We start from the raw sequence: 15,582 nt of genomic DNA on the forward strand, positions 1-15,582 counted from the left end.
TCAGGGCAACATCCAGCCGCTCAGCGGCTTGGCTCGCTCAAGGCTTGCTGTCCTCGTCAATGACCGCATCATCGCTCCACGGTATGCCGTCCAGCGGCGCGGACCGCGCCAGCTCGGCCTCGTCCAAGCCTATGCCGCCCCCGATCTCATCGGCGTTCACCTGCCGCAAGGTCTGATCCGCCGGGCCCTCACTGTCGCCAGACTCATACGGGTCGCGGGCACCTGTTTCGTCCAGCAAAGTGTCCGGGCTCAAATCGTCATAGGTGACGTTGTCTTCATGCAGGCTATCACTCAGCGCCTCGCCGCCGGTCATGCCGCTTTCGGCCACACGCCGTGGTGAAAACTCCCGAGCGACGTCGTCGGCCGGTCGTTCGTCGCCCACACGTCCTTGTCGCTCATCCAGGCGCTCATCGAAGTCCAACTCGTGGACGCTGCCCATGCGGTCTTCGGTGTCATCGATTTCTGTAGGGGTATACGGCTTGGGTTTATCTGTTCTGGCCATGTGGGTTCTCCGTCGGTTGGCTTCATTCGGTCGACTGCGTCTGCCTGTTGAAGATTCAGAGTTTTTTGAACTACCCCTCACTGCAGCGCCTCCCACCTTAGAGACTGCGAACCACCCGGAGCCCTCCATGGCCAAGCCCCTGCAGGAATATGCGCGCAAGCGTGACTTCAGCGCCACGCCCGAGCCAGACGGCAGGCGCAGCCGTGGTAAACAGGCCCACGCCCTGCTGTTCTGCATCCAGAAGCATGACGCCAGCCACCTGCACTATGACTTCCGCCTGGAGCTTGATGGCACCCTGAAGAGCTGGGCGATCCCCAAGGGGCCGTCGCTGGACCCCAAGGTGCGCCGACTGGCCGTGCATGTGGAGGACCATCCGCTGGACTACGCCGACTTCGAGGGGCATATCCCCGAAGGCCACTATGGTGCAGGCGATGTGATCGTTTGGGACCGTGGCATATGGGAGCCCGAGGGCGATGCCCGTGAGGCTTATGCCAAAGGCAAGCTGCGCTTTCGCCTGCAGGGTGAAAAGCTCAGTGGTGTGTGGAACCTGTTTCGCACCCACCTGGCCGGCAAAAAGGAGCAATGGATGCTGGTGAAGTCCCACGATGGCCAGGCGCGCAGCGAAGCTGACTACAGCATTGTCGAGGCCCAGCCTGACAGCGTGCTCAGCGACCGCACCTTGTTGCCACGCAAGGCCGCTGCAAAAAAGGCCACTACACCGCGCACCAACCGTCAACGCACCGGAAAAGGCCAGCATGCGCCGTTGCCAGCGCAGCTACAGCCGCAGCTTGCAACGTTGGTGGATTCCCCGCCTAGCGGCGACTGGCGCTATGAAGTCAAGTTCGACGGCTACCGCATCATGGCCCGCATCGACGGCGAAGACATCCGCCTGTTCACCCGCAATGGCCACGACTGGAGCAGCAAAATGCCCCGGCAGGTCGCTGCCTTGCGCGCGCTGGGTGTCGGTTCGGCCTGGCTCGATGGCGAAATGGTGGTGGTTGACGAAAATGGCGCAGCAGACTTCCAAGCCTTGCAGAACGCCTTCGATACCGAGCATGACGAAGGCATTGCCTATTACCTGTTCGACCTGCCGTTTCTTGGTGGTCGGGACCTGCGTCAGGTACCGCTGCAGGGCCGCCGCGACACCTTGCGCCAACTGCTTGGGCACGATGAGTCGGACGTACTCAAGTTTTCTGCCGACTTTGACCAGCCTGTCGAATCCCTGCTCGACAGCGCCTGCCGTCTGCAGCTCGAAGGGCTGATCGGCAAACGCGTCGACAGCCCGTACAGTGGCCGCCGCAGCTCGGACTGGGTCAAGCTCAAGTGCAAGCAACGCCAGGAATTCGTGATCGTCGGCTACACCGACCCCAAAGGCAGCCGCAGCGGCTTCGGGGCCTTGCTGTTGGCTCTGCACGACAACGACAGTGGTGAGCTGCGCTATGCCGGAAAGGTAGGTACCGGCTTCAGTGATACCACCCTGGCCACCCTGCTTGCCCGGTTGACGTCTCTGGAAACTGCCAAGCCAGCCGTGGCCAGGCCGCCCACCGGTGCCGAAGCCCGTGGTGTGCATTGGCTGCAACCGAAACTGCTCGCTGAAGTCGCCTATGCCCAGATGACCCGTGATGGCATCGTGCGCCACTCGGTTTTCCACGGCCTGCGCGACGACAAGGCGGCAACAGCTATCGACCTGGAGCGCGCCATGCCCGCCAAGACCGTGCCCAAGCGCAGCAAGCAGGCCAAGACGTCTGAAACCCCGGATGAACTGCACCTGACACATCCTGACAGGGTGATCGACGCCACCCTGGGTGCGACCAAGCGCGAAGTCGCCGAATACTATGCCGACATCAGCCAATGGATCCTGCCACAGCTCAAGCACCGCCCGGTGGCGCTGGTTCGCGCACCGGACGGCCTGGCCGGCGAGCTCTTCTTCCAAAAGAACGCGGGCCAGCTGCACATACCCAACGTGCTTAGCTACGAAAAGGCCGAGGCCGGCCAGGCGGCGATGGTTATCAATCGCCCAGACACGCTGCTAGGCGCGGTGCAGATGAACATGCTTGAACTGCACACCTGGAACGCCACGGACAAGGACTTCGACAAACCCGACCGCTTCGTGCTCGACCTGGACCCTGACCCCGCGTTGCCCTGGAAGGCCATGCTGGAGGCAACTCAGCTCACCCTTACCCTGCTTGACGAGCTAGGCCTGAAGGTGTTCCTGAAAACCAGTGGAGGCAAAGGCATTCATGTTGTAGTGCCGTTGACCCGGCGCGCCGGCTGGGACGAAGTCAAAGGCTTCAGCCACGCCATCGTCAACTACCTGGCCACGTTGTTCCCGGACCGTCTCAGCGCGGTTTCTGGGCCGAAAAACCGTGTTGGGCGCATCTTCATCGATTACCTGCGCAACAGCAAAGGCGCCACCACCGCGTGCGCTTACTCCCTGCGAGCCCGAGAGGGGCTGCCTGTTTCGGTGCCCATATGGCGCGAGGAGCTGGTGCAGCTCAAGGCCGCCAACACGTGGAACATCGCCAACGTGCGCGAGCGTCTCGCAGCAGTCGAAGACCCATGGGCCGACCTGGGCAAGGTGCGCCAGTCCATCACTGCCCGCATGCGCAAGCAACTGGGGCTCTCGTGATGGCGCAACAGCGAATGGACATGACCCGGGAGACACGCCCATGAGCATCGTTCAAGACTTCAACCTGACCACCCTTGACCGCCTGTTGCGCGCCTTTGGCGAACGCCAGCAAGCGCTTAACCTCGACACCCAGCTGCCGCAGCTGATTCAGGCGCTGCAAGCTGACCACCTGGACCTGCTGCCCTTGCCGGGGCAAGGCAACACCCTGCGTCGCTGGCAGACCTTGGCCCGCGTGGCGGGTTGCGACCTGGCTCTGGCCAAACTCTATGAAGGCCACACAGATGCCCTGGCAATTCTGGCCGAGTGTGGTGCCGCGTACCAGGCGCGCGACGGCATCTGGGGCGTGTGGGCCGCCGAACCGCCTGATGCCCGTACGCGGATCACGGCTCGCGAAGGTAAACAGGTGCTATTGAACGGCCGCAAGGCCTGGTGTTCAGGCGCCTTGCAGATCGACCGGGCGTTGATCACCGCCTGGGATGTGGCGGAGCAACCGCAACTGGTGGCCATCGAATTGTCGCAACCGAGCCAGGGTTTGAACATCGAGCATTGGCAGGCTGTAGGCATGGGCACGACTGCCAGCGTCGAACTGTCGTTCAACGACACTCCTGGTACGCTCATCGGCAAGGCCGGCCAATACCTTGCACGCCCAGGCTTCTGGCACGGCGGTGCAGGCATCGCCGCCTGCTGGTTCGGCGCGGCTGAAGCGCTGGCGGACTACCTGCGCGAACACTGCCGCAGGCCCCGCCCCGACCCGCATGCCGATGCCCATCTGGGGGCCGTTGACGCTGCGTTGTACGGTGCCCGCGCAGCGCTGCGCGAGTGCGCCGCCTGGATCGACCTGCAGCCTGCAGCAGATGCCAGTTTCGAAGTGCGCCGTACCCGTGCCCAGGTAGAACAGGCGGTGGAACAGGTGATCAGCCATGTCGGGCGAGCGCTGGGCGCCACACCCTTCTGCCGCAGCAGCCATTTTGCTCGGCTGAGCGCCGATCTGCCGGTGTTCATTCGCCAAAGTCATGCCGAGCGTGACCTGGCGGTGTTGGGCCAGCAGTTGGCGCAGGGGCCGGCCGGAGCCTGGCAGCTATGAACGAGAATCTGATTCAGTCGAGCAGTGGCACGCCTTGGGCATCCTGGCAACAGGCCGCGCATCTGGCCCGTGCTACCTGGCTCGATCCGCGCCAGCTTTGCCCGCCAGGGCGCCGCCTGGTATTGATTGCACCCCACCCGGACGACGAAATACTCATGGCCGGCGGCCTGCTGGCGGGGTTCACCGGTCGCGAAGAAGAACTGGTGCTGATTTCCGCCACCGATGGTGAGGGCAGTCACCCAGGTTCCAGCCACTGGAGCGAGCACCGCTTGCGTCGCCAGCGCCCTCTGGAGAGCCGCCAGGCCCTGAAGCAGCTGGGCCTGGAGCCAAACCAGATGGACTGGCGCAGGCTGCATCTCAAGGACGGCCAGCTGCCGCGTGAAGAAGCGTTTCTGGTTAGCCACCTGACCCAGGTGCTGCGGCCCGATGACCTGTTGATGGCTACCTGGCGTAATGACGGGCATTGCGATCACGAGGCCGTCGGCCGCGCTGCCGCGCATGCGGCGGCGGCCCGCCAGGTGCAATTGGCCGAGGTACCGGTTTGGGCATGGCATTGGGCAGAGCCTGACGATCCACGTCTGCCGTGGCCCCGTGCCCACCGTCTGCAACTCGATGAAAGCCGCTTGGCACGCAAGCGCAAGGCGTTGGCCGCTCACGTCAGCCAGCTGGGACGGGACGACGAACAGCCAGTGCTGCCGTCCAATCTGCTGGATTGTCTGCTGCAACCTTTCGAACTGGTCTTTCTGTAGTGGAGCCTTCATGAGCCTCGATTCGCAGTATTTCGCCGAGCTTTACGCCACCAACGAAGACCCTTGGGCCTTCCGTACTCGCTGGTACGAGAAACGCAAGCGCGAGTTGGTCATGGCCAGCCTGCCTCGGCAGTGCTATCAGCGAGTGTTCGAGCCAGCCTGTGCCAATGGCGAGCTCAGTGCGCTGCTGGCCGAACGCTGCGCCGACCTGCTCTGCCAGGACCTGGACCCGACCGCTGTGAACCTGGCCCGCGTGCGGCTTGCACAGGTACCCAATGCCTCGGTGGAACTGGCCCGGTTACCTACGCACTGGCCGAGCGGGCGCTTTGACCTGATCGTGCTCAGCGAAGTGGGCTACTACCTCGACCCCACCGACTGGCTGCATGTGATCGAGCAATCAGCGGCCAGCCTGACCTACGACGGTGGGCTGCTGGCGTGCCACTGGAAGCATCCCATCGTCGGTTGCCCGCAGGATGGCCGTGAAGTGCACCGCATGCTCGCCCGGCACCTGCCGCTGTATCAGCAGTTCCAGCATGAAGAGGCGGACTTCGTGCTGGAATACTGGTCCTGCCAGCCCAGCGTGGTCGACCTCGACGAGACCTGCCCATGATTGCCGTGGTCATCCCTGCGCATAACGAGGCGCGCCGGCTGGGACGCTGCCTGCGGGCGGTGCTGGTCGCTGCCCAGCAGGCGCAGCAGGCGGGGTACCGCGTGGAGGTGCTGGTGGTACTCGACCGCTGCAGTGACGCAAGCGCTGCGGTGGCAAGGCGTTTCGGTGTCCAGGCCTTGATGGTGGATGCCGGGAATGTCGGCATGGCGCGCCGGGTGGGTGCGGCGCACATGCTCGAACGCGGCGCGCAGTGGTTGGCCTGCACCGATGCAGATAGCCGGGTACCGGCACACTGGCTGATGTCGCAGCTGGCCTGCAGCGCCGATGTGGTGTGCGGCACGGTGCACATCGACTACTGGCAACCCTGGCACACAGCCGCCCTGCGCAAGGTGTACCAGAGCCGCTATGAAGCGCGCGAAGGCCACCGGCATGTGCACGGCGCGAATCTGGGGGTATGTTCCGATGCCTACGCGCGGGTGGGCGGCTTCAAACCGTTGGCGGCGCATGAAGATGTGCAACTGGTCAGTGACCTTCAGGCCTGCGGCGCACAGATCGTCTGGACCGCCAGGCACAGCGTGGCCACCAGCAGCCGGCTTGACAGCCGCGCCCGCGAAGGGTTTGGTGATTATCTGGCGAGGTTGCAGGCACAGGCCTCGCAAAGCGCCCCCGACAGCCCTCCGGTTAAAACCTCATGACGCCTTGCGCGCTTTCTTCGCCGGCTTCTTGCCTGCCAGGCTGCGCTTGAGCAGTTCGGTAAGGTCGAGGATGTCCGCACCCTTTTCAGCACTCGCAGCGTCGCCGTTCACCACAGACTCGATCTTGCCCTTGCTGGCCTTCTCTTCCACCAGGTCCATGATGGTCTGGCGGAAGGCATCGTGATACGCCTCGGGCTTCCAAGGCTCGCTCATGTCCTCCACCAGACGCTTGGCCATGTCCAGCTCGCGCTTCTCCACCTTGTTGTCCGTCACGCTGCTGTCCAGTTCCAGCGTCTCCAGCCCGCGTACTTCTTCGGGCCAGCGCAGGGTAATCATCACCAGCGCGTCGTCCAGGGGGCGCAGCAGCGCCAGATGCTGGCGGGTATGCAGAACCACGGTGGCCAGTGCCACCTTGCCGGTCTTCTGAAGCGTCTCGCGCAGCAAGGCATACACCTTGCCACCACGGCGGTCTGGGGTTAGGTAGTACGGCGTATCGAAATGCTGCAGTGGGATCTCGCCAGCTTCGACGAAGGAAAAGATATCGATGGTCTGGGTCGCTTCGGGCCGAGCCTTGCGGATCTCTTCCTCGCTGATTACGACGTAGCGGCCCTTCTCGAATTCGACGCCCTTGACGATGTTGTCCTTGTCGATTTCCTTGCCGGTCACCTTGTTCACCCGCTTATAGCCCACAGGCTCCATGCTGCGCTTGTCGAGCCAGTCGAAATCCACCCGCTCGGTACGCACGGCGGTATGGAGTGCCACGGGGATGTGCACGAGGCCAAAACTGATGGCGCCTTTCCAGATTGCCCGAGCCATGAAGTGCTCCGAAGATTGCCTGCCGATACCAGAAGTGACTGCGGCGGGCGTCAATGGTTTCTCGGCGGGCGCGGGCACCGACCAGCAGTCAAGCCTGGCTGAACAGGACCCGCTTGAACGCCTCGGCCGCGAGGTGCACCTGCACCGACCAATCCCCCGCCGCATCGCTGCCGGCATCGTCGGAAACATACTTCAGACAAACAAACGGAATGCCTTCGTCACGCGCGATCAACGCCAGCACATAGGCTTCCATATCGACCACGTCGTAAGGTGCATCGCCGTGGTTGATTTCGAAGCTGTCACCGCTGCCACAGGCTTCCAGGGCCAGGCCGGGGATCACTGCCCCATGCTCCAGTACTACCGGGATATCCGACAAGGGTGTTTCGTAGCGGGCAAAGCCCAGTGGGGTCACGTCCATGTCGCGTTGCACGAAGCGGTTACAGCACACCACCTGGCCCTTGCCATGGCGCTGGCTGCCAGCTGAGCCAAGGTTGACGATAAGCTTGGGCTTGCGCGTTGCGATCGCTTTGGTGAGCGCAATAGCCGCATTGACCTTGCCAATGCCAGTGAACACGGTGTTCACCTCGTTGAACACATCGCCAGCCTCGGCCTCGAGGGCGAAAACGAACAGCGTGTCATTCAGGGAAATGTCGGGGAATTGCTTGATCAGCATCATTGAGCAGGTGTTTCCGCGTGGCTGCAAGGGGCGCGGCCATTGTCGGTCAACCCCGGCTAATTGCAAGCCTGGCGGTGCTGAGTGCCGCCCTTTTCGCTGATTGCAGTGCCAGGTCGCCCCGGCACTGCGTCGGTCAATTACGAGCGGCCGCCCTTGCGACCCGACTCGCGATCGTGCGGCATGTTGCTGCCCGAAGACTGGCCGCCCTTGCGTCCGGCTTCAGAAGCCTTTTCTCGGTCATTGGCGAAATTACCTGGGTTCTTGTTACCGCCCTGGCTGCCTTGTTGATTGCCGGTACGGCTGTTGTCTTTAGTGGCCATGGTGCTCAAACCTCATGTGACTTCGGAATGCACGGCAAGCTGCCGTACACAGGTTCGGAGTTCGGCGATATCGCGGGATTCGTTTTATTGCGAAGGGTTCGGACCGGTGGCGTTAAATAAGCGGCAACGCCATATTTGGCGCGCCTGTCAGTCGCGCGGCGGGCTATCCATACGAGCCTGGTGGCGACCCAGCCAGCCACCTGTCGCTGCCCAGCTCAGGGCAATCAGCGCGCCGATCAACATCGCCAGTTGCGGGTGCTCGCCGATGACGTCCAGCGCACGCTTGACCCAGCCGCTCAGGGCATCGCCGCCACGATAGACCACGGTGTCGATGAAGTTCTTGGCCTTGTACTTGTCCTCGGCGGGCAGCACGGTGAACAGCATCTCGCGACCTGGCCGCACCAGCGCATACTCGCCGGCACGGCGCACCACCATCACTACAACGAACACGGCGAACACCGGCGCCAGTGCCAACCACAGAAAGCCTGCTGCCATCACCACCGGCACTGCCACCAGCAACACCCCAACGCCTAGCCGACGAGCCAGGCGCCCGGTAATGAACACCTGGGTGAGGATGGCCAGCGCCTGCACAACGGTGTCGATCAGGCCGAAAACCTGGGTTTGCCGGGTGCGGTCGGTAAAGGTTTCACTGACGATGCGCGCCTGTTCGAAGTACAGAAAGGTGCTGACGCTGGCCAGCAGCACCACGAATAACGCGATACCCAATAGGTACGGCGAACGGAGCACGGCGGTGGCGCCGGCAAACGGGTTGCCGCCTAATGGGCGCGAGGCCAGACGTTCTGTTTGCGCCGGCAGCGGTTGGCGCGCCCGCCAGCGTTGCAGGAACAAGGCCGCGACGATACTGCCTATCAGAAATGCCGCGGCCAGCACCAACAAACCGGCATGGCCCAGCGGTGCGACCAACAAGGCGCCGAACAGGGGGCCGCTAAGCCCACCCAGGCTTGCCCCGGCCGCCAGCAGGCCGAACAAGCGCTTGCCTTGCGCGGTTGAAAACAAGTCGGCGAGCACGCTCCAGGCCAGCGAGATCGTCAGCAAGTTGAACACTGATAGCCAAATGTAGAAGGCTCGGGCAGTCCACAGGTCGTCTGGATTGCCGGCAAACAGTGCCGCGAACAGTAGCAGGTTGCTGGCGAAGAAACCGTAGGCCCAGGGCAGGATATGCCTGCGTTGCACCTTGGAGGCCAACCAACCGAATAGCGGCAGGCACGCCAGGGTAGCGATGAAGGTGCCGGTGAACAGCCATTGCAGGTTGTCCACGCCACCGGCAACCCCCATGGTTTCGCGCACCGGTCGCAGCATGAAGTAACCGGTGAACAACAGGTAGAACAACAGCAAGCCGGCGATGACCGCCGGCCCTTCGCCGGGCTGGATGTTCAGCCCTTGGTCCAGACGCCGCCGCCACGCCTCCATGGTGTCAGGCGAACTGCTTGATCAGCGCCTGTTGCTGCGCGTGAGTGAGCATGGGGTCATGCCCGGCCTTGAGCTGGTCAAGCTGGCGGTCGGGCCGGCCGGTGGCGGGGATGACCGTGGTCACTGCCGGGTGGCTGATGGCGAACTTCAAAAACAACTGCGCCCAGCTGCCGATGCCCGCTTCAGCGGCCCAGCCCGGCAAGGCCTGGTCCTTGACCCGGGCGAACAGGCGGCCATCGTCGAAGGCACGGTTGATCAATACGGCAACGCCCTTGTCCTGGCACAGCGGCAGCAGCTCACGGGCGGCGTCGGGGGCGTTGACCGAATAGTTGATCTGGATAAAGTCCAGCGGCTCGCTACGCACTATTCGCGCGACTTCGTCCTGGCCACTGTTCAGGTAATGGGTGATGCCGACGTAACGCGTTTTGCCTTGCTGCTTCAGCTCACGGGCATAGGGCAGTTGGGTCTGCCAGTCGCGCAGGTTGTGGATCTGCAGCAAGTCGACCTTGTCGGTGCGCAGGCTTCTGAGGCTGCCGGCCCACTGCCTTTCGGCGTCAGCCCGGTTGTCGGCGGCGATCTTGGTAGCGATGAAGCATTGCCGGTGCCAGCCGCCCTCCTCCAGCAATTGGCCAAGAATGCTGTCGGCGCCGCCATAGTTGGGCGAGGTATCGATCACCCGCCCGCCACCGTCGAAAAACGCCTTGAGCACCGCTTTGAGCTGCTGGTACTGAGCCGAGCCAGCCTCCACCTCGAAGCTGCCGGAAGTGCCCGCGCCGATCACCGGTAAGGCTTCACCGGTGGACGGCACTTTGCGAGCCAGCAAGCCCACCGGGGTGGCAGCATGCAGCCAGGGGCTGACGACGGTCAGCAAGCCCAACGTGGCACCTGTGCGTAGGACATCACGACGTGCGTACATGAAAAAGCTCCCGTCATGAATCGGAAACTTTCAAGGCTAGCCGCTCTAACCCACGCCAGCGGGTGTTTCTGTATCTGGATGTTTAGTGATCAGGCCCGCAGCAGTTGGCTCAGGTCGACACCCGTCTCAGCCATCGGCGGGCACCAGTAGTAGCCGCCTGTGAGTGGCCGGCTGAAGCGGTAGAGACCGTCGATAATGCCGTCTTCCAGGCCGCTCATGCGTCGCAGCTGTACTTCGAACGCATCGAAGCTATGGCCCAGGGCGACGAAGGCCAGGCCGGCGCCGCGCTGGTCGGCCCAGGCCACCGAGCGACGGACCATGAACGCCTCGGGTTCGAAACTTTCCTGAGCCGTACGTTTGACGTGTGCGGACTCGGGTGCATCGTCGAGTTCCTCGTTGTCGCTCAGGCGGCGGCCGATGATGTTGTCCTGATCAGCTTGGGGCAGCGACTTGAAATACTCCAGGTCGTGCTTCCACAGCTGGAACGCGGCATAGCTGGAACCATCTGCGGCAATGGCCGCTTGTACGGCAGCTTCGTCCACCGGGTTTTCGGTGCCGTCTTCGTAACCGGTCAGGTCGTGGCCGCCACGGTGCAGGAAACCATCAACGCTGTCGGCCAGGCGCAATGCCGGTGCCAGCGCCTGCTCGAGCGCCTGGGCGCGCAACAGCAGGTCGCCACGTTCGTTGCCACGCAACCACAGCCACAGGGCGTGTTGGGTGCTGGGGTTCTCCACGGCGGCATCCAGCAGCGGGAAGGCGCGCAAGCCTGGCACATCACGGCCCATGGCCTTGACCAGCGGGGCGCCAATACCGAGCAGAAGCTGTTCACCATCGACCTGTGGCAGCAAGGCATCCAGGGCGGCAGGCAACGCCTCGGGCGACTGCAGGGTGAAGAACAGGTGGCGGGCGTGGGCCGGCACCGGGGTGGCAAGCAGACCTTGCTGGAACGGCATGACAGGCTAATCCTCGGTTAAAAGCGGCATGCTACTGCGCCCACAGGCCCGCTGCAATGCGGCATGCAGCCTCGCCACGCGCTGCGCTTGGTAACAAACGGTTACCAAGTGCTGGCCCTTTGCGATTAGCTATCAATCAGGGCCGGCCTACACTGCTCGAGATCCTTCGCCCGAGAGACCGCCCATGACCGCCTCGCCCTTGCTCACAGCCTTTCTGCCGCTTGCCCTGGGCATCATCATGCTCGGCCTGGGGTTGTCGCTCACCCTGGCTGATTTCGCTCGCGTGGTGAAGTACCCCAAGCCGGTGGTGGTAGGCCTGGCCTGTCAGATCCTGCTGCTGCCGCTGGTGTGCTTCCTGATCGCCAACGGCTTTGGTCTGGAGTCTGCCTTGGCAGTGGGGCTGATGCTGCTGGCCGCCTCGCCAGGCGGCACCACGGCCAACCTGTTCAGCCACCTGGCTCATGGTGACGTGGCGTTGAATATTACCCTGACGGCGGTCAACTCGCTGATTGCGATCCTGACCATGCCGTTGCTGGTGAACCTGTCGCTGAGCTGGTTCATGGCTTCGGACCAGGCTATCCCATTGCAGTTCGCCAAGGTCATGCAGGTGTTTGCCATTGTCTTGCTGCCGGTGGCGCTGGGCATGCTGATTCGCCATTTCGCCCCGGCATTCGCTGCGCGCATGGAAAAGCCGATGAAACTGGTAGCGGCGCTGTTCCTGGCCTTCACCATCGTCTTGGCATTGGCCAAGGACTGGCAGACCGTGGTCGAGTACGCACCGGTGGTAGGCCTGGCCGCGCTGCTGTTCAACCTGCTGAGCCTGACGGTGGGCTATTGGGTGCCACGGCTGCTGAACATCCCCAAGCGCCAGGCGATTGCCATCGGCATGGAGATCGGCATCCATAACGGGACCTTGGCCATTGCCCTTGCATTGAGCCCGTCGCTGCTGAACAACGCGACCATGGCAGTGCCGGCTGCGTTGTACAGCCTGATCATGTTCTTTACTGCGGCTGGGTTCGGCTGGTGGGTCAGCCGAGGGCAGGTGGCGGCGCAACCCAAAGGGGAAACGGCGAATTGAACCCCTGTCGGTTTATCACGGCTGGCTGCGCTTGCGTCGAAGCTGCGCCGTCAACCTCTTCAGGGGCGGCGCATAGAAGAACCCGAACGACACACTCCCCGTGCGCCCCTTCACCGCATGGTGCAACCGATGCGCCCGGTGCAAGCGTTTCAGATAGCGGTTGACCGGCCGTGGCTTGTGCGGCCAATGCCGGTGAAAGAAGCCGTCGTGGGCCAGCACATACAGCACCCCGTACCCTGCCACGCCGCCGCCCACCCACTGCAGCGGCGCAAAACCGCTTTTCCCGAGCGCCACCAGCGCCGTGGCAATCAGCCCCAGGGCCACCAGGTAGAGGTCGTTGGTTTCGAGCATGCCCAGTTGTGGCTCATGGTGCGAGCGATGCAGCCACCAGCCCCAGCCATGCATGATGTACTTGTGAGCCAGCGTGCCAACGCCCTCCATGGCCACCAGGGTGCCGAACAGGACGGCGAAATTGAACAGCATGGAACGGTCCGGGTGATGGCAAAGGGAGGCGCAAGGGTACCGGCTGCCCAGGTATTTTTCCATGCGGGCGTGACCGGCTGCAGGCCATTCGCGGATGAAGCCATTGTCATGTTTTTGCCCTTGACCTGCCCTGCCACGCGGCGTATGGTCCGCGGCGCAATTTTGCCTTCCTCAACAGGAGACCTGCCTTGGACAGTAGCCCCAGTCGCTTGCGACAGGCCCACGTGGCGCGCTAGCCCGGCAGTGTCCTGCACTGTCTGGCCGCTCTGGCAAGACGGTGGTTTCTTGTAACCCCGCACCTCCTTCCCTCCTCGTGGTCCTGCGCATTTTTCTGGTTTTTCAACCGCGCCAACTGATGGCGTTCATGCGGGCGTTTGCCTGCGGAAGAGGTTTGCTATGGATTGGAAAGTATTTTTACTGCGCGTTGCCATTGCCCTGCTGCTGGGGGCGTTGATCGGTGCCGAACGGCAATTGCGCCAACGCCTGACCGGGCTGCGCACCAATGCACTGGTCAGTACCGGTGCCTGCCTGTTCGTGCTGATGACCCAGGCAGTGCCAGGCATGGCGCCTGCCGATGCGTCGCGCGTGGCCGCCTATGTCGTGTCGGGCATCGGCTTTCTGGGTGGCGGCGTGATCATGCGCGACGGTTTCAACGTGCGTGGCCTGAACACCGCAGCCACCTTGTGGTGCACGGCTGCGGTCGGCGTGCTGTGCAGCCTTGGGCTGCTGTTGGAGGCTGCGCTGGGTAGCCTGGTGGTGCTGTGCGCCAATATCCTGCTGCGCGACATCGCCCAGCGCCTGGACCGTCAGGACGTGGTGCCGGCCAGCGAGGTGGAGCAGCACTTCGAAGTACGTATCGTCTGCCGCGCCGAGGACGAGATTCAGGTGCGCAGCCTGATGCTGCATAGCCTGGGCGACCCGCAACTGCGGCTGCAGTCACTGCAGAGCGCAGACCTGGACAACCCTGCACGCCTGGAAGTACGTGCCGAACTGCTGGGCACCACGCAGGCGCCGGCGCAGCTGGAGCGGCTGGTCAGCCGGGTCAGCCTGGAGAAAGGTGTAAGCTCGGTGCGCTGGCAGTTACAGCCGCAGGTGTTGGCGGCTGATTAGAACGACAGGAGTGATTCATGCTTATCCGCCCTACCCTTGAGCGCGACATTCAATGGCTGCCAGGCGTCGAGCGATCGGCAGCCCAGGCTTTTGTCGGCTGGCCGGCACTGGCCTGGCTGGCGCAAGGTGATGTGATGGACTGCGCTGCACACAGGGCTTTCGTCGAGGAAGGTGGTAGTTGGGTCGCTGAGGATCCGGCTGGGCGCATTGTCGGTTTTGCCTGCGCCAGGCTTGCGGACCAAGCGCTGCACCTTCATGAAATATCAGTGTGCCGGGAGGGCCAAGGGCAAGGTGTCGGGCGCCGCTTGCTGCGGCAAGTGGTCGATGCCGCACGCTGCGCCGGTGTGCGCGAGCTGACCTTGACCACCTTTGTCGATGTGCCCTGGAATGCGCCGTTTTATGCCCGTTTTGGGTTTGAGCGGCTGCATGAAAGGCTGCTGAACGATCGACTCCGGGGCATTCTGGCCAGTGAGCACGCTCACGGTCTCGAAGGACGTTGTGCAATGCGCCTCTGCGTCGGCCATTAACCTATGGGGCTGGCAAGGCCGCTCTGCACTGGGCCAGCGCCTCGTCCCGTTCTTTCACGCGCTCCTCGAGCCGCTGCAACTGGCGAGCCTGCTCGGCGCACACGTCGCGCCTGTGCTCCAGGTTTTGCGCTTGCTCCTCCAGTTGGCGACGCATTTCCTCGCTGGCGCCCTGGGCCTGGGCCAGGATCGTGCGCAAGCCCTGGATCTGCGCTTCACGCTGTTCCAGCAACTCGCCCTGCGCCCGACACTCGCTGGCGGCCTGGCGGTGCTCGCCCAGCAACCGCTCGTTATCGCGGTGCAGACGGGTTAGCTCGTCCTGCTTGACGATCATGCCTTGCTGTAGCTGGCGTATTTCCACCTGCATCTGCTGCAACTGCGCTTCATGGCGGCGCTGTTCCTGCTCGCGCTGTTCACGGCTGGCATTGCGGTAGTGCTCCAGAGCATCGCGGGCATGGCGGTGCTTGTCTTCCAGCGACTTGACCTGCTCGTCCTTGTCGGTCAGGCGCACCTGCAATTCACCTAGCGACTGGTTAAGGCTGGCGCTGCGCAGTTGTTCCGCTTGCAACGTGCTTTGCGTGGACAGCCGTTTTTCTGTCTCGGCGGCCAAGGCCGCTGCATCGATCTTGTGTTGCTGATGAGCTGCATTCAGCGCCTGCTGGGCGACTTCCAGCTGCGCCTCAAGCGTTTCCCGCTGTTGGGTGAAGGTGCTCTCGGCCTGCTCGATCTTCAAATCGGCCTCGTCCTGCAGCTGGGTTGCCAGTTGCCCGACCAGGCGGCTCAGCACATCGCTCAGCGCAGCGCCGCCTTCGGAGGCCACCGGCTGCTGGCCGTTCAACTCCTTCAGATAGCGGTGAATGGTGGTTTTAGAGCCGGTATTGCCCAGCTCGATACGTATGGCATCGATGCTGGGGTTCTCGCCCCGGGCAATCAGCGCCTGCCGGGCCTGCTGCACTACCACCTTGTTGATACCGCCGCGTGCCATGCTTGCTCCTACGATTTTGTA

General features: G+C 63.2%; 16 protein-coding genes and 1 pseudogene. 8 read left to right on the forward strand and 9 right to left on the reverse strand.

Features of this window, described 5'->3' with window-relative positions; translation table 11 throughout:
- Window positions 1-37 precede the first annotated feature (37 nt).
- On the reverse strand, window positions 38-502 hold the full coding sequence (locus tag DM807_RS16925; protein ID WP_060492371.1) for a hypothetical protein: 465 nt from the start codon (window positions 500-502) through the stop codon (window positions 38-40).
- Between the two features lie 127 nt (window positions 503-629).
- Here DM807_RS16925 and ligD point away from each other — a divergent pair, with 127 nt between their 5' ends.
- The 5 genes from ligD to DM807_RS16950 are packed head-to-tail and all read left to right on the forward strand — an operon-like array spanning window position 630 to window position 6,269.
- A complete protein-coding gene (gene ligD / locus DM807_RS16930; protein WP_012272274.1) occupies window positions 630-3,131 on the forward strand; it encodes a DNA ligase D in 2,502 nt (833 codons plus the stop codon).
- A gap of 40 nt (window positions 3,132-3,171) precedes the next feature.
- Window positions 3,172-4,215, forward strand: coding sequence for an acyl-CoA dehydrogenase family protein (locus tag DM807_RS16935; protein WP_179027585.1), 1,044 nt, complete (start codon window positions 3,172-3,174; stop codon window positions 4,213-4,215).
- Window positions 4,212-4,964, forward strand: a complete 753-nt coding sequence (locus DM807_RS16940) for a PIG-L deacetylase family protein (RefSeq protein WP_179027586.1) — start codon at window positions 4,212-4,214, stop codon at window positions 4,962-4,964. The genes DM807_RS16935 and DM807_RS16940 overlap by 4 nt, the downstream gene beginning before the upstream one ends.
- A gap of 10 nt (window positions 4,965-4,974) precedes the next feature.
- Window positions 4,975-5,574: a class I SAM-dependent methyltransferase gene (locus DM807_RS16945; protein ID WP_069942631.1), complete on the forward strand. Its 600-nt coding sequence runs from the start codon at window positions 4,975-4,977 to the stop codon at window positions 5,572-5,574.
- Window positions 5,571-6,269, forward strand: a complete 699-nt coding sequence (locus DM807_RS16950) for a glycosyltransferase family 2 protein (RefSeq protein WP_060492369.1) — start codon at window positions 5,571-5,573, stop codon at window positions 6,267-6,269. Before DM807_RS16945 ends, DM807_RS16950 begins: the two co-directional genes overlap by 4 nt.
- Here the strand turns inward: DM807_RS16950 and ku are convergent.
- The 6 genes and pseudogenes from ku to DM807_RS16980 form a co-directional block, all read right to left on the reverse strand.
- On the reverse strand, window positions 6,264-7,085 hold the full coding sequence (ku, locus tag DM807_RS16955; protein WP_012272279.1) for a non-homologous end joining protein Ku: 822 nt from the start codon (window positions 7,083-7,085) through the stop codon (window positions 6,264-6,266). The genes DM807_RS16950 and ku overlap by 6 nt on opposite strands.
- 88 nt (window positions 7,086-7,173) lie before the next feature.
- Window positions 7,174-7,761 carry a 5'-methylthioadenosine/S-adenosylhomocysteine nucleosidase family protein gene (locus DM807_RS16960; protein ID WP_012272280.1) on the reverse strand — a complete coding sequence of 196 codons (588 nt, stop codon included), beginning with the start codon at window positions 7,759-7,761 and terminating at the stop codon, window positions 7,174-7,176.
- A gap of 137 nt (window positions 7,762-7,898) precedes the next feature.
- Window positions 7,899-8,024 (reverse strand): annotated as a pseudogene (locus tag DM807_RS16965) (con-10 family general stress protein); the annotation flags it as partial.
- A gap of 204 nt (window positions 8,025-8,228) precedes the next feature.
- The gene (locus DM807_RS16970) at window positions 8,229-9,512 is read right to left on the reverse strand and encodes an NTP/NDP exchange transporter (protein ID WP_060515529.1); all 1,284 of its coding nucleotides are present in this window, start codon (window positions 9,510-9,512) and stop codon (window positions 8,229-8,231) included.
- Window positions 9,513-9,516: 4 nt separating this feature from the next.
- Entirely contained in the window at window positions 9,517-10,428 is a 912-nt protein-coding gene (locus DM807_RS16975) for an aldo/keto reductase (RefSeq protein WP_012272283.1), read from the reverse strand.
- 89 nt (window positions 10,429-10,517) lie between these two features.
- Window positions 10,518-11,381, reverse strand: a complete 864-nt coding sequence (locus tag DM807_RS16980) for a Dyp-type peroxidase (RefSeq protein ID WP_012272284.1) — start codon at window positions 11,379-11,381, stop codon at window positions 10,518-10,520.
- Between the two features lie 184 nt (window positions 11,382-11,565).
- Here DM807_RS16980 and DM807_RS16985 point away from each other — a divergent pair, with 184 nt between their 5' ends.
- A complete protein-coding gene (locus DM807_RS16985) occupies window positions 11,566-12,459 on the forward strand; it encodes a bile acid:sodium symporter family protein (protein WP_012272285.1) in 894 nt (297 codons plus the stop codon).
- Between the two features lie 15 nt (window positions 12,460-12,474).
- On the opposite strand, the gene DM807_RS16990 is transcribed toward DM807_RS16985, so the two are convergent.
- Window positions 12,475-12,942 carry a sterol desaturase family protein gene (locus DM807_RS16990; protein WP_041166491.1) on the reverse strand — a complete coding sequence of 156 codons (468 nt, stop codon included), beginning with the start codon at window positions 12,940-12,942 and terminating at the stop codon, window positions 12,475-12,477.
- Between the two features lie 396 nt (window positions 12,943-13,338).
- On the opposite strand from DM807_RS16990, the gene DM807_RS16995 reads away from it, so the two are divergent.
- A complete protein-coding gene (locus tag DM807_RS16995; protein WP_012272287.1) occupies window positions 13,339-14,052 on the forward strand; it encodes an MgtC/SapB family protein in 714 nt (237 codons plus the stop codon).
- 17 nt (window positions 14,053-14,069) lie between these two features.
- Entirely contained in the window at window positions 14,070-14,579 is a 510-nt protein-coding gene (locus DM807_RS17000) for a GNAT family N-acetyltransferase (protein ID WP_069942628.1), read from the forward strand.
- A 1-nt stretch (window position 14,580) separates the two neighbouring features.
- On the opposite strand, the gene DM807_RS17005 is transcribed toward DM807_RS17000, so the two are convergent.
- Complete coding sequence (locus DM807_RS17005; RefSeq protein WP_012272289.1) at window positions 14,581-15,561, reverse strand: DNA-binding protein; 981 nt, start codon at window positions 15,559-15,561, stop codon at window positions 14,581-14,583.
- Between the last annotated feature and the right edge of the window lie 21 nt (window positions 15,562-15,582).

The organism is Pseudomonas hunanensis (assembly GCF_013393325.1).
Classification (GTDB): Bacteria; Pseudomonadota; Gammaproteobacteria; order Pseudomonadales; family Pseudomonadaceae; genus Aquipseudomonas; species Aquipseudomonas putida_P.